Source organism: Tenacibaculum sp. MEBiC06402, assembly GCF_049239625.1.
Lineage (GTDB): Bacteria > Bacteroidota > Bacteroidia > Flavobacteriales > Flavobacteriaceae > Polaribacter.
The window spans coordinates 190,025-205,153 of record NZ_JBMKKT010000094.1 but is presented as its reverse complement, the minus strand read 5'-3'; the positions used below and the strand labels follow the sequence as shown (position 1 = coordinate 205,153).

The window sequence follows — 15,129 nt, the reverse complement described above, 5'->3', positions numbered from 1 at the left end:
AGAGTTTAAAATTATTAAATTATCAGTTATTTTCAACTTTCATTGTTTATTTTTAAAATATTGGCTAAAGTCGTACTTTTGCTTGATTGAAATTAACGAAAACGATTTCATAACAGCCTTTAACATTAAAAAGATTTATGAATACTTACAAAGATTACATTCAAGAGATTGAAGAGAGAAAGAGTCAAGGTTTGCATCCAAAACCAATCGACGGAGCAGAATTATTAAGTGAGGTTATAGCGCAAATTAAAGATGCTAACAATCCACACAGAAAAGATTCTCTTCACTTTTTTATATATAATACTTTACCAGGTACTACAAGTGCTGCTGGCGTAAAAGCTAAGTTTTTAAAAGAAATCATTTTAGGAGAAACTATAGTTGAGGAAATTTCTTCTGAATTTGCTTTTGAGCAGTTATCTCACATGAAAGGAGGTCCTTCAGTAGAAGTACTTTTAGATTTAGCTTTAGGAAATGATGATGTAATTGCAAATGAAGCAGCTAAAGTATTAAAAACACAAGTGTTTTTATACGAAGCTGATACTGAACGCTTAGAAGAAGCAATGAAATCTGGAAGTGCCATCGCTAAGGAAATTATAGAAAGTTATGCACAAGCGGAGTTCTTTACAAAGTTACCAGAGATAGATGAAAAGATTGAAGTAGTAACATATATAGCAGGTGTTGGAGATATCTCTACAGATTTACTTTCACCAGGTGCAGATGCACATTCAAGATCAGATCGTGAGTTACACGGTCAATCTATGTTTGAGCATAATAAAGATATGCAAAATGAATTATTAGCATTACAGAAACAACATCCAGATAAACGTGTAATGTTAATCGCAGAGAAAGGAACAATGGGAGTTGGTTCTTCACGTATGTCAGGTGTTAATAATGTTGCGTTATGGACAGGTATTCCTTCTAGTCCTTATGTACCTTTTATTAATATTGCACCAGTAATTGCTGGAACAAACGGAATCGCTCCAATTTTCTTAACTACAGTTGGTGTTACAGGAGGAATTGGAATCGATTTAAAGAACTGGGTTAAGCAAAAAGACGAGAATGGTAATACTATTGTTGATCAAGAAGGAGACCCAATTTTAAAAGAAGTATATTCTGTTAAAACTGGTACAGTTCTTACAATTAATACAAAAGAAAAGAAATTATACAACGGAGATAAAGAATTAAAAGACATTTCAACTGCGTTAACTCCTCAAAAAATGGAGTTTATCAAAGCTGGAGGTTCTTACGCAGTAGTTTTTGGAAAGAAATTACAAACGTTTGCTTGTAAAGCTTTAGGAATTGATGTTCCTCAAGTATATGCTCCTTCTAAAGAAATTTCTATTGAAGGTCAGGGATTAACAGCTGTAGAGAAAATTTTCAACAGAAATGCTGTAGGAAATACTCCAGGTGTTACTTTACATGCAGGTTCAAATACTCGTGTAGAAGTTAATATTGTAGGTTCTCAAGATACTACAGGATTAATGACTTCTCAAGAGTTAGAAATGATGGCAGCTACTGTAATTTCTCCAATAGTAGATGCAGGATATCAATCAGGATGTCACACAGCTTCTGTTTGGGATGACAAGTCTAAAGCGAACATCCCAAGATTAATGAAGTTTATGAATGATTTCGGTTTAATTACTGGGCGTGATCCAAAAGGAAAATATCATCCAATGACTGACGTAATTCATAAGGTATTAAATGATATTGCAGTTGACGATTGGGATGTTATTATTGGTGGAGATTCTCATACAAGAATGGCAAAAGGTGTTGCTTTCGGAGCGGATTCTGGAACAGTAGCTTTAGCTTTAGCAACTGGTGAAGCAACAATGCCAATTCCTGAGTCAGTTAAAGTAACTTTCAAAGGAGATATGGTTCCTTATATGGATTTCCGTGATGTGGTTCACGCTACACAACAACAAATGTTAGATCAGTTTGAAGGAGAGAATGTATTCCAAGGAAGAATCATCGAAGTTCATATCGGTACATTAACTTCTGATCAAGCATTTACTTTTACAGATTGGACTGCAGAAATGAAAGCGAAAGCTTCTATCTGTATTTCAGAAGATGAAACATTAATTGAATCATTACAAATTTCTAGAGATCGTATTCAAATTATGATTGATAAAGGAATGGATAATGAGAAACAAGTTTTACAAGGTTTAGTTGATAAAGCGAATAATCGTATTGCTGAATTAGAGTCTGGTAGAAGACCGGCTTTAAGACCAGATGCTGATGCTAAGTATTACGCAGAAGTTGTAATTGATTTAGACAAGATTGTTGAACCAATGATTGCCGATCCAGATGTAAATAATGAAGATGTTTCTAAACGTTATACTCACGATAACATTCAACCTTTATCTTTCTATGGTGGAACTAAGAAAGTTGATTTAGGATTTGTGGGGTCATGTATGATTCACAAAGGAGATATGAAAATTTTAGCTCAGATGTTAAAGAACATTGAAGCTCAACAAGGTGAAGTTAAATTTAACGCACCATTAGTTGTTGCTCCTCCAACGTATAACATTGTTGATGAGTTAAAAGCTGAAGGTGACTGGGATGTTTTAGCTAAATATTCTGGATTTGTTTTTGATGATGATGCACCAAAAGCAGCTGCTCGTACAAAGTATGAAAACGTATTATATTTAGAGCGTCCAGGATGTAACCTTTGTATGGGTAACCAGGAAAAAGCGGAGCCAGGAGATACTGTAATGGCAACTTCAACTCGTTTATTCCAAGGTCGTGTTGTAAGAGATTCACAAGAGAAAAAAGGAGAATCTTTATTATCATCAACGCCTGTAGTTGTATTATCTTCAATTTTGGGAAGAACTCCAACATTAGAAGAATATCAAGCTGCGGTTGCAGGAATTGAATTGACTAAGTTTAAACCATCTCAGAAACAATTGGTAATGTAATTGGTTTAAAATCATATTAAAAAAAGCTCAAGTCATAGACTTGGGCTTTTTTTTGTTTATATAGGAATAGAGTTTAATAATCAATTCATCGGAAATTTAAACTCATTTTTTCTTAAATTCGTGAAACAGATTAAAAACAACTCAAACTTATGGCTTTCGATATAGAAATGATTAAAGAGGTGTATAGTAAAGTAGTTGAACGAGTAGATTCTGCACGTGAGATTACTGGAAAACCTCTAACTTTAGCAGAAAAAATATTATATTCTCATCTTTGGGATGGTAAAACGACAAAAGCTTTTCGTAGAGGAAAAGATTATGTTGATTTTGCTCCGGATAGAGTGGCTTGTCAGGATGCTACTGCTCAAATGGCATTGTTACAATTTATGCAAGCTGGAAAACCTAAGGTAGCAGTGCCAACTACAGTACATTGTGATCACTTAATTCAAGCGAAAAATGGTGCGAGTAGCGATTTACAAAATGCATTAAATACAAGTAATGAAGTTTTTAACTTTTTAGAGTCAGTTTCAAATAAATATGGAATTGGATTTTGGAAACCTGGAGCAGGAATTATTCACCAAGTAGTTTTGGAGAATTATGCATTCCCAGGAGGAATGATGATTGGTACTGATTCTCATACTGTAAATGCAGGAGGTTTAGGAATGGTAGCAATTGGAGTTGGTGGAGCTGATGCAGTAGATGTAATGGCGGGAATGCCTTGGGAATTGAAGTTTCCTAAATTAATAGGAGTAAAGTTAACTGGTAAATTATCAGGTTGGACTGCTCCAAAAGATGTTATCTTGAAAGTAGCAGAAATATTGACTGTTAAAGGAGGAACTGATGCTATTGTAGAATATTTTGGACCAGGTGCAACAGCTATGTCATGTACAGGGAAAGGAACTATTTGTAATATGGGAGCTGAGATTGGAGCAACAACATCCACTTTTGGTTACGATGAATCAATGGAACGTTATTTACGTGCAACGGATAGAGAAGATGTTGCTGATGAAGCTAATAAAGTTAAAGAATATTTAACTGCGGATCCTGAGGTATATGCAAATCCAGAGCAGTATTTCGATCAGGTGATTGAAATTAATTTATCAGAATTAGGGCCTTTATTAAATGGACCTTTCACTCCAGATTTATCTACAGAAGTAGGAAGCGATATGACTAAAAAGGCAAACGATAATGATTGGCCTTTAAAGGTAGAATGGGGACTAATTGGTTCTTGTACAAATTCTTCTTATGAAGATTTATCTCGTGCTTCTTCAATTGCTCAACAAGCTTTAGATAAAGGATTAAAAACAAAAGCGGAATTTGGTATTAACCCAGGTTCTGAACAAGTGCGATATACAGCAGAACGTGATGGTATCTTACAAGTTTTTGAAAAGTTAGATGCAACAATTTTCACTAATGCTTGCGGACCATGTATTGGTCAATGGGCTCGTTATGAAGATCCAAAAAATGCACCTAAAAATAGTATTGTTCATTCATTCAACAGAAACTTTGCAAAACGTGCTGATGGAAATCCAAATACACATGCTTTTGTAGCTTCACCAGAGCTAGTAGCAGCTATAGCAATTGCAGGTAGATTAGATTTTAATCCATTAACAGATAAGTTAATTAATGAGAATGGAGAAGAAGTAATGCTTGATGAACCAACAGGATGGGAATTACCACCTAAGGGATTTGAGGTAAAAGAAAATGGATACATAAGTCCAGCTAAAGACGGAAGTAGTGTAGAGGTTGTAGTAGATCCTAATTCAGATCGTTTAGAGTTGCTAACTCCTTTTGAACCAATTGGTAATGAAATTAAAGGAGCTAAGCTATTAATTAAAGCTTATGGTAAATGTACAACAGACCACATATCAATGGCTGGTCCATGGTTACGTTATCGTGGTCATTTAGATAATATTTCAAATAACTGTTTAATTGGAGCTGTAAATGCTTATAACAAACAAACAAACTTTGTTAAGAGTCAAATTACAGGAGAGTACGACGCAGTGCCTGCAACGCAAAGAGCTTACAAAGCAGCTGGTATACCTACAGTTGTTGTTGGAGACCATAACTATGGTGAAGGATCATCTAGAGAGCATGCAGCTATGGAACCGCGTCATTTAGGAGTGGTAGCCGTAATTGTGAAATCGTTCGCTCGTATTCACGAAACGAACCTTAAAAAACAAGGTATGTTAGGTTTAACTTTTGCTAATGAGGCTGATTATGATTTAATTCAAGAAGATGATACTTTCAATTTCTTAGATCTTAATGAATTCGCTCCAGACAAACCATTACATATTGAAGTAGTTCATAAAGATGGCTCTAAGGATGTAATAAAAGTGAATCACACTTATAACGAAGGTCAGATTCAATGGTATAACGAAGGTTCGGCATTAAATTTAATTAAAAAAGAAAATGCTTAAATTTCTCGATACCAAATAATATAAAAGAAAGTGCAGTATTTAACTGCACTTTTTTATTTTTGGTAGAAATGTTCATTTTTAAATCACACTCTTGAAAAACATTAAAATTCCTCACGCTTTAACTTTATTATTCATCATAATCTTATTGGTATCAGCATTAACATATTTCATTCCTGCGGGAAAATTTGAAAGAGTTTTAATAGAAGGAAGAAATCGGGTTATTCCTAACTCATATCAAGTTATTGAAAGCACTCCTGTGAACGTATTTGATATATTCAAAGCTATTCCTCTGGGATTTCAAACTGCGGTGAATATTATTTTTATCGTACTAGCAGGTGGAATTATGTTCGGAGTAATCGAAAAATCAAAAGCTATTGAAAATGCGGCAGGAACATTAGTAAGAAAGCTAGGAAATGAAAAAAGATATCTTATAGTATTTTTAATTACATTTTTTTATGGAGCTTTAGGAGTGTTCGTAGGCTATGAGCACAATATTGCCATGATTCCCATTGCTGCTGTATTAAGTATAGCAATTGGTGGAGATTTAATTTTAGCTGCGGGAATTTCTGTAGCAGCTGTTACGATAGGTTTTGGCTTATCACCTATAAATCCTTACACAGTTGGAATTGGACATAAATTGGCAGAACTACCCTTATTTTCGGGAGCGGTTTTAAGAAGTCTATTATGTATTGCAGCTCTTTTTATATTGGCTGTTTATAATATTAGGTATTTAAAAAGAATTTCAGAAAATCCTTCCAAGTCTCTTGGAAAAGGATTAGATGAAAGTGGAATTCAATTATCAAAACCAATAGCTGAATATAGAATTTCCAGAGTAAATAGTATCGTTTTAGCAATTTTTATTGTTGGTCTAGGAATTATAGTTTGGGGAGTTTTTACTTACAAATGGTACTTTATTGAGTTATCTGCAATTTTTTTAATGATAGCCATTTTAATTGGTTTAGTTTCTGGGATGAATCAAAACACCTTTAGTGAAACAGTTCTAAAGTCCGTTTCTAAAGCCGCTCCTGGTGCATTTATGGTTGGTTTTGCAACAACTATAAAAGTATTGATGGATATGAGTAATATAGGAGATACAATTTCTTATGAAATGGCAAATATATTGCAAGGATTACCTCAGTTCTTTGCAGCAGTAGGGATGTCCATTTCACAAGGTGTGATTAATTTATTTATTCCATCAGGAAGTGGACAGGCTTTAGCAACGTTACCTGTAATGATTCCATTAGGAGAAGTTTTGGGATTAACTCGACAAACTACGATTTTAGCATTTCAAATTGGCGATGGTGTTACGAATTTGGTAAATCCAACTTTAGGTGGATTAATCGGAATGCTAAGTATGTGCAGAGTTCCATTAAATAGATGGTTTAAATTTATTTTACCGTTAGTGATTATAATATTAGTACTTTCATGGACGGTTTTAACAATCGCTACTTTTATAAATTATTAGAATGACAGCCAAAGAGATATTAGCAAAACTTGTTAGTTTTGATGTGTTAAGTAAACAAAATAATCTTGATTTAGTAAATTGGATTGCTGACTATATAAAGCAATATGATATTGAAACTGTTTATGTTTATAATGAAGATAAAACTCAGGCCTCATTGCATTGTAGAATTGGACCTGCTGTAGATGGAGGAGTTATTCTCTCTGGTCATACAGATGTTGTTCCTGTAAAAGGTCAACCTTGGGAAACAAATCCTTTTGAACTGGTTGAAAAAGAAGGTAAGTTATATGGACGAGGAGCCTGTGATATGAAAGGCTATTTAGCTTGTTTTTTATCAGTTTTACCTAAAATGGTTCAGGTAGATTTGTCTATTCCAATCTATTTTGCGATTTCTTATGATGAAGAAATTGGTTGTTTAAGAGCGCCTGAATTAGCGGAACATATAAAATCTTATTATTCTGAAAAGCCTAAATATGCAATCATTGGAGAACCATCAATGATGCAACCAATCGTAGGACAAAAAGGGATTTTATATGTTGAAACTAAAGTAAATGGAAGTCAAGGACATAGTAGTAGAATTGAGAAAGAAGTCAGTGCAATTCATGAAAGTACAAGGTTAATATTATGGCTAGAAAATAAGATGAAAGAGTTAGCTTCCCAAACAAGAAATGAATCTTTTTTACCTCCTCATTCAACTTTACATGTTGGCCAAATAACAGGAGGGATAGCTACAAATGTTGTTGCTGGGAATACAATATTTCAATGGGATGTTAGATCAATTCCAGAAGATAATATTATGGATATTGTAAATGATTTTCAAGAGTATTGCAACGAGCTTCAAGAAGAAAAAAGAAAGCTTTTTCCAGAGTTTAAAATTGAAAATGAATTACTACATCCACCGGTTCCTGGCTTACAAACAGATGAAGAAGCATCAATTGTAGATTTAGTTTCGGAGATTACAGGAAATAATATTCCAAGTTATGTGGCATATGCCACAGAAGCTGGTCAATTTGCTGAAGCTGGTTTCGAAAGTATTATTTGCGGTCCTGGTTCAATTGAACAGGCTCATAGAGCAAATGAATTCGTCTCTATTGATCAATTAAATCTAGGTGTTCAAATGATTGAGAATTTAGTAGATAAGATCAGTAAAAAAAATTAAAACAAATAGGTAGTAAGTTTAATAATTGCTGAGATTATGGTGTACATCAAGCAATAAATCTTAGTATATTTAGCTGTTAAATTTAATTACAATGAAAATGAAAAATACGTTTCTAATAGTTCTATTGACAATTTTTGTGTCATGTTCAAATAATGATTCAATTATTGATGTCATAACGAAAGAGTTATATGTGAGTAAAATTGTAAACACTAGTGCGAATGGATCATCCGAATTACGATTTACATATGATAGCAAGAATCGTTTAATTAAGAATGAAACTGATGCGTATTACCGGGAGTTTATCTATAACTCAAATAATAAGGTAGTTACGATTAAAAGTGTTACCAAGCCTAATATTCCATATTACACGGTTAATTTTGTTTACGATAATTTAGGACGCATTATTGAAGTTAAAAGAGATAATCATTACAATAGTTCTATTTTCTACACGAAGTACGATTATTATGCAACTGGAGAAGTAGATAATGTTTATGTTTTTACATCGATGGATAACTATAACAGTAATAATCATAATCGCTATTACGATGTTTCTGGATATGGCAGCGGTAATAATTTTGAAGGGAAGTTATTAAGTGTTTATAACTCGAATAATGATTTTTATGATCCTTTAGATGATGAAACTTGGAGTTACGATAGTTATTATAAACCTTATTTCGGAGAGGCAATTAACGAAATAGCTTTACCTTATGCTACAGACGGTACAGGAATTGATTGGGATGTTAGGTATCAATCAAACAATCCAGTTAATGTTTCTACCTTTAATTTTAATTCTGGTATAAATTTTATTAGACGATCGTATGAGTATATTTATAATGACGACGGGTACCCAACAAAAATGGTAAAGAAAACTTATTTGCCTGATGGTAGTGTTAGCGCTACTTTTACTCAAGATTATACTTACGAATTAAGATAATAGAAATAACTAACCGAGATATGCAAGCCCTGAAAAAAATCAGGGCTTTTTTGTAAGGTTTTGTGTTTCTCCTTGACTGAATACTATCAAACTTGCAAAACTATGAGTGCTTTATGGTATTTCGAAGATGTAAATCTCTTTAAAATATTGTGTCCCCATAAATATCCAGCATATAAGAAAGAACACGATATTGATACTTACAAGAAGAGCGATTACATTTATTTTACTGACGATAACGCTAATAAAATCTATCTTATTGATAAAGGTAAGGTTAAATTAGGTTATTATACCGAAGATGGGGAAGAGGTAATAAAAGCGATTTTAACCAAAGGTGAAATTTTTGGTGAAAAAGCATTGTTGGGAATTGATAAAAGAAATGAATTTGCTCAATCTATAGATAATACTACTTCAATTTGTCCTGTATCGAAAGACACAATGTTTCAATTAATGAGAGATAATGTTTCGATAAGCTTTAAAATATATAAGTTTATTGGTTTACGAATAAAACGATTGGAGCGTAGATTAGAATTACTACTTTTTAAAGATGCTAAAACCAGACTTTTAGAGTTTTTAGATGAGTTGTGCGAAGATTACGGGTATGAGTGTGATCAAACAGGAGATCACATCATAAAACATCCTTATACACAAAAAGATATCGCTTCCTTAATTGGAACTTCACGTCCAACATTAAATTCACTTTTAAACGAATTAAAGCATAATCAAATTATTGATTTTAATAGAAAAGAGATCAGATTATTGAAAAAAATAGCCTAAATGTAAGCTAGCTTACATTTTATGAAATTCTCGCGGAATAACTTTGTAGAAACCATAATAAAGTAATAACCATGAGAAAATTATTGTTAGGATTTTTAGCATTAACACTGACTTTTACATCTTGTGACGATGATGATAAAGTAATTATAACAGAAGGAGGTACACTAAGTGGTGGGCCTTTTACTTTTTTCGTTGATGGAAAAGTAGATAACGTATCAGGAATTACCTTAACGGGTAATATTCAAGGAGCAAATACTACGTATGTAATTACAGATGATGCTGGTAATATTTTAGGATTACCACCAACCTTAGAGGCTGTAGAAGGAGTAAACTTTGATGGAGCTGGAGTTGGAGTTTGTTTAATTTGGCATTTAGCATTTGAAGATGGCATCGAAGGAGCTGAAGTTGGGCAAAACGCCAATAATTTGAAAGGAAATTTTGATCTCTCTAATTCTATTACTGTTAATAGAAATGGAGGGCCAGTAGCAGGAATGTTAAATGGAGGTCCATTCAATTTTTGTGTTGATGGCACTGTTGATAATGTTTCTGGTGTAACTGTTTCTGGATCACCAGTTGGTTCAAATAGTTCGTTTATAATTACAGATGATACTGGAAATATCTTAGGATTACCAACTACTATGACTGATTTAGAAGGTGTTGATTTTGATGGAGCCGGAGCAGGCAAATGTTTGATTTGGTACATCCGCTATGAAGATGGTTTACTTGGTTTAGAAGCAGGGAAAAATGCTAATGATTTAGAGGGAGTGTTTAGTTTATCAAATTCAATTGATGTAATTAGATCTAAAACCGAAGCAGGAACTTTAACAGGAGGACCTTTTAAATTTGGAGTTGGAGACGGTGTTGCAGATAATGTTTCTGGAATTGCGGTTACGGGAATGCCAACAGGATCTAATAGTACTTTCATTGTTACTGATGATTCTGGAAATATCTTAGGATTACCAGCGACAATGTCAGATTTAGAAGGTGTAAATTTTGAAGGAGCTGGTGAAGGAAGATGTTTGATATGGTATTTACGATATGAAGACGGAATTCAAGGGTTAGCTATGGGCCAAAACGCTAATAACTTATCTGGATGTTTTGATTTATCTAATGAAATTATCGTAGATAGAGTTGCTGCTCCAGTAGCAGGAACTTTAACAGGAGGTCCATTTAAGTTTACTGTTGATGGGACTGCAGATAACGTTTCAGGTGTATCAATTACTGGTTCACCGGTTGGTACAAATAGTTCGTTCATTGTTACAGATGATTCTGGAAATATTTTAGGATTACCTCCTACAATGTCAGCACTAGAAGGAGTGAACTTCGATGGAGCTGGAGCAGGTACTTGTTTAATCTGGTATATCCGTTACGAAGATGGATTGGAAGGATTAGAAGTGGGTGAAAATGCTAATGATTTACGAGGTTTATTCAGTTTATCTAATTCAATTGAAGTATTTCGCTGTTCGCCAACAGAAGCTGGTACTTTGAACGGCGGACCTTTTAACTTCACTGTAGATGGTACAGCAGATAATGTGTCAGGAATAACTTTGACAGGAAATTCTGTTGGAGCAAATAGTTCTTTTATAGTAACGGATGATATGGGTAACATATTAGGTTTACCACCAACCATGACAGTATTAGAAGGTGTAAATTTTGATGGAGCAGGAGTAGGAGTGTGTTTAATCTGGTACATCCGATATGAAGATGGATTGGAAGGACTAGAAATGGGTAAAAACGCCAATGATTTAAAAGGATGTTTTGACCTCTCAAATTCGATAACAGTTAATAGAAACTAGTTATAATTCCGAGTTTTCGAAGTGCAGTTGGTTTATCTGGCTGCACTTCTTTATTTTTACGAAATGATAGAGTTTTTAAATACCATTTCATCAAAAGCTTTAAAAGTAATTGATGAAAATATTTCGTTAAAAGAATACACACCAATTTCAATATCGTCCGATAACAAAGCCTTAGAAACATTCGATGTTTCTTCTTCGAAGGAATGGAAATTTTTTTTAGATGAATTTTTGAAAGATAGAAAAGCAAAGGTTGCCTTCGGAGGGTATATTGAAAAAAGAGATATATACAAAAGAAGTGCTTACTTCAATTCAAGTGAAGATGAAGAAAGAAATATTCATCTTGGTTTAGATTTGTGGTGCGATTCAGGTACTAAAGTTCTTTCTGTTTTAGCTGGCGAGATTCATAGTTTCAAAAACAATTTGAATCATGGCGATTATGGCCCAACAATTATCGTCAAGCATAATGAGCAAGGAAAAGAATTTTATTCACTATATGGACACTTGTCTCTTGAGTCTTTAGAAAACCTCGAAGTCGGTCAAAAAGTAAAACAAGGTCAAGTAATCGCGACTTTAGGGAAAAGTACTATAAATGGCGATTATGCTCCTCATCTTCACTTCCAACTTATTTTAGATATACAAGATTTTAAAGGAGATTATCCTGGAGTTGCTTCGAAAAAAGATCTTGATTTCTATAAACAAAATTGTCCAAATCCAAATTTACTCTTAAAATTGCCAAATGAAATATAGACAACTAACAAAGGAACAGTTCGAGTCTTTGCATGAAGAGTTTTCAAAGTTTTTAGCCACTCAGAGTATTGATGCTAAAGAATGGACAACCATTAAGTCTGAGAATCCTTCATTAGCTGAAGAGGAGATGAATTTATTCAGTGATGTAGTTTGGGAAGATGTATTAAATCGAACCAAATATTTAGAACATGTTTCACCGAAAACACTTAATTTATTTAAGTGTGATGATAAAGAAATCAAAAGAATCGTTATTAAAGTTGATAAAGAGGTTGATTTATTAACACAAAATGGTTATAATTGGTTGTTAGAGCATTATAATTCTCAAGAAGTATCTTTTTTACAAGGCAGAAAAGAATATTCTAATGAGAGAAATCTTGAAATTTTTGACTTAATAGAAAAAGGAAGCACCATTTCTAACGGCGATTTGTTCACTTTTTTCGAAAAAATTATAAGTTAATTATTAACAAATATATTTTTTGGTCTAACTTTTGCTTATTTTTGAATAGAAACACAATCTGTATATAATGAAAAAAATAGTATTAACATTATTTTTAGGTCTAGTGTCTTTTACAGTGAAAGCTCAAGATGTAGAAGGTATACTAACTTCTGGTAAGTGGTTTATCGAATCAATTCAAGAGAAAGGTGAAGAACCTGAAATGTCAGCTAATAAGCAAGACGAATGGTTATTATTCACAAAAGACGGAAAAGTCGAAGAATCTCATTTTGGAGAATTAGAAACTTTTTCTTGGAATTATGATAAGGTAAAGAAAACGATTAAAATTTCAGGTTCTGAAACTATATTCCACAGAATTATTGAAATTTCAAACGACAGACTTATCGTTGAAGTTGTGGAAGATGTTAAGGGAGCAGCAGATGATAATCTTATGATTACATATATTAAGTAGTTAATACATAAGTATATTTAATAGCTTATCTGTCCCCGAGGTAGCAACGTCTTTAATAATAGTTAAATTATTAAAGGCGTTTTTGTTTACATATGGTTTTGGATCAATAAAATATATTGGGGTTTCTTCTTTTGTGAAATTAATTAAACTAGCTGCAGGATAAACTTGCATAGATGTACCTACGATGACTAGAATATCTGCTTGTTCTGTTATATTTATTGCTTTTTCTAACATAGGAACGTCTTCACCAAACCATACAATGTGAGGTCTTAATTGTGATCCGTCATCAGCTAAGTCGCCAATCATAATATCTTTATTCCAATAGCATATAAAATCATTTACAACAGAACTTCTTGCTTTTAAAAGTTCCCCATGCAAGTGCAAAACGTTTTTGCTATTTGCTCTTTCATGCAAATCATCAACATTTTGGGTTACTATATGAACTTCGTATTTTTCTTCTAATTTTTTTAAATTATGATGTGCTTGATTTGGATTTACTTGAAATAATTGCTGTCTGCGTTTATTATAAAAATCTAATACCACACTAGGATTGTTTTTAAAACCTTGAGGTGAAGCTACTTTCATAATCTCATGTCCTTCCCACAAACCATTTGCGTCTCTAAAAGTGTTAATTCCGCTTTCGGCACTAATGCCAGCGCCTGTTAAAACCACTATTTTTTTCATTAGTCTAAAATAATAATTTTTATATGTTTGTCATATGATAGATGAGGAGTTATTAAAGTATTTAGAGAATTTTGTTACTGAGAGTAGAAGGCTAAATTTTAAAGAGGTTTTAAAAAATAGAACGAAACACTTTTCGGTAGTGTTAGAAAATATTTTTCAATCTCATAATGCTAGCGCAGTTGTTCGAAGTTGTGATGTCTTTGGCATTCAGGATGTTTATACGATAGAAAATAGCCATGTAAATAAAGTTTCTAGAAGGATTGCAAAAGGGAGTCAAAAATGGTTAGATTTTCATCGTTATAAATCTGACACGAATAATACTCAGGAATGTTTTAACGAAATAAAAAAGCAAAATTATCAGATAATAGTTACAACTCCACATAATGATTCTTGCTATCTGTCAGATTTTGATATTTCAAAAAAGTCGGTCTTTGTTTTTGGCGTTGAAAGAGAGGGAGTTTCTGATTTTATGATGGAAAATGCAGATGGATATTTAAAAATTCCAATGGTTGGTTTTACCGAAAGTTTAAATATTTCTGTTGCTGCTGCTATTGTTTTACAAGATGTAACAACACGATTGAGAAAGTCCAATGTTAATTGGCAATTAACTGAAAAAGAACAGAAAGAAATTTATGCTCGTTGGGTTGAAAGCTCAATAAAAAATGTTGAACAGCATAAAAGCTTATTTTATAATCAAAAGTAATTAGCTTTTCGATTTTTCTTTAATAATCTTATTATTAGGATAGAATATATTGTATTCGACACCTTGAAGCATTCTTTTTTCGAAATCTATCTCGAGAAATTCACAAACTTTATGTAACGTATTTTCCGTATCGTGAATTAAGTCTGAAAAACTGATATGAAACGAATCATCGTATTGTTTAATTTCATTAATCATCGTTATAGTTTTATCATACTCATTTTTAGCTTGACGTAAATTCATTTGTGTTCTGCTCAGCATACTATTTAGCACCTCTGATTCATCTCTTACAATAGTGATTATTTTCGATTTACGATCTATATAATCTTCAATAGACAGTTTAGAGGTAGGATAGCGTTTGTTGTTATGAAATTTACTCGATTTTATAGTAAAGTCAAGGTTAAAGATACGATTCATTAAATGGCCAAATTTACTGGGTCTTTGATGCATTCTTATTTGTCTCCAACAAATTAATTTATTACCACTATATTTTTTTCCTGCGAGTTTAAGAATGTCTTTACTTGTAGATTCAATTAGCATATTTATTTCAGAATGACCACCAAGCATTGATGCTAATAAAGTGGTTCCACTCCTTTGACAACCTACAACTAGCAACAATTTAGAAATATTATTCAT

Annotated in this window: 13 protein-coding genes; 11 read left to right on the top strand and 2 right to left on the bottom strand. The window is 32.9% G+C overall.

Annotated elements, in window-relative coordinates; translation table 11 throughout:
* The first annotated feature begins 137 nt into the window (after window positions 1-137).
* The 10 genes from ACOSP6_RS07880 (at window position 138) to ACOSP6_RS07835 (ending at window position 13,109) form a co-directional block, all read left to right on the top strand.
* Window positions 138-2,915: a bifunctional aconitate hydratase 2/2-methylisocitrate dehydratase gene (locus ACOSP6_RS07880; RefSeq protein ID WP_422093558.1), complete on the top strand. Its 2,778-nt coding sequence runs from the start codon at window positions 138-140 to the stop codon at window positions 2,913-2,915.
* A 149-nt stretch (window positions 2,916-3,064) separates the two neighbouring features.
* The gene (locus tag ACOSP6_RS07875) at window positions 3,065-5,332 is read left to right on the top strand and encodes an aconitate hydratase (protein ID WP_422093559.1); all 2,268 of its coding nucleotides are present in this window, start codon (window positions 3,065-3,067) and stop codon (window positions 5,330-5,332) included.
* A gap of 91 nt (window positions 5,333-5,423) precedes the next feature.
* On the top strand, window positions 5,424-6,797 hold the full coding sequence (locus ACOSP6_RS07870; RefSeq protein WP_422093560.1) for a YfcC family protein: 1,374 nt from the start codon (window positions 5,424-5,426) through the stop codon (window positions 6,795-6,797).
* A 1-nt stretch (window position 6,798) separates the two neighbouring features.
* Complete coding sequence (argE, locus tag ACOSP6_RS07865; RefSeq protein WP_422093561.1) at window positions 6,799-7,953, top strand: acetylornithine deacetylase; 1,155 nt, start codon at window positions 6,799-6,801, stop codon at window positions 7,951-7,953.
* Window positions 7,954-8,050: 97 nt separating this feature from the next.
* A complete protein-coding gene (locus ACOSP6_RS07860; RefSeq protein ID WP_422093562.1) occupies window positions 8,051-8,887 on the top strand; it encodes a hypothetical protein in 837 nt (278 codons plus the stop codon).
* A 102-nt stretch (window positions 8,888-8,989) separates the two neighbouring features.
* Complete coding sequence (locus ACOSP6_RS07855; RefSeq protein WP_422093563.1) at window positions 8,990-9,661, top strand: Crp/Fnr family transcriptional regulator; 672 nt, start codon at window positions 8,990-8,992, stop codon at window positions 9,659-9,661.
* Window positions 9,662-9,732: 71 nt separating this feature from the next.
* Window positions 9,733-11,457, top strand: coding sequence for a hypothetical protein (locus ACOSP6_RS07850; protein WP_422093564.1), 1,725 nt, complete (start codon window positions 9,733-9,735; stop codon window positions 11,455-11,457).
* Window positions 11,458-11,520: 63 nt separating this feature from the next.
* Window positions 11,521-12,204 carry a peptidoglycan DD-metalloendopeptidase family protein gene (locus tag ACOSP6_RS07845; RefSeq protein WP_422093565.1) on the top strand — a complete coding sequence of 228 codons (684 nt, stop codon included), beginning with the start codon at window positions 11,521-11,523 and terminating at the stop codon, window positions 12,202-12,204.
* On the top strand, window positions 12,194-12,661 hold the full coding sequence (locus tag ACOSP6_RS07840) for a DUF6495 family protein (RefSeq protein WP_422093566.1): 468 nt from the start codon (window positions 12,194-12,196) through the stop codon (window positions 12,659-12,661). The genes ACOSP6_RS07845 and ACOSP6_RS07840 overlap by 11 nt, the downstream gene beginning before the upstream one ends.
* Before the next feature lie 67 nt (window positions 12,662-12,728).
* Window positions 12,729-13,109, top strand: coding sequence for a lipocalin family protein (locus tag ACOSP6_RS07835; protein WP_422093567.1), 381 nt, complete (start codon window positions 12,729-12,731; stop codon window positions 13,107-13,109).
* Here ACOSP6_RS07835 and ACOSP6_RS07830 read toward each other — a convergent pair whose 3' ends face one another.
* The gene (locus ACOSP6_RS07830) at window positions 13,110-13,793 is read right to left on the bottom strand and encodes an SIR2 family NAD-dependent protein deacylase (RefSeq protein WP_422093568.1); all 684 of its coding nucleotides are present in this window, start codon (window positions 13,791-13,793) and stop codon (window positions 13,110-13,112) included.
* Between the two features lie 34 nt (window positions 13,794-13,827).
* Here ACOSP6_RS07830 and ACOSP6_RS07825 point away from each other — a divergent pair, with 34 nt between their 5' ends.
* Entirely contained in the window at window positions 13,828-14,496 is a 669-nt protein-coding gene (locus ACOSP6_RS07825) for a TrmH family RNA methyltransferase (protein ID WP_422093569.1), read from the top strand.
* Here the strand turns inward: ACOSP6_RS07825 and ACOSP6_RS07820 are convergent, their stop codons facing one another.
* Complete coding sequence (locus ACOSP6_RS07820) at window positions 14,497-15,129, bottom strand: sulfotransferase family protein (RefSeq protein ID WP_422093570.1); 633 nt, start codon at window positions 15,127-15,129, stop codon at window positions 14,497-14,499. It abuts the gene before it with no gap.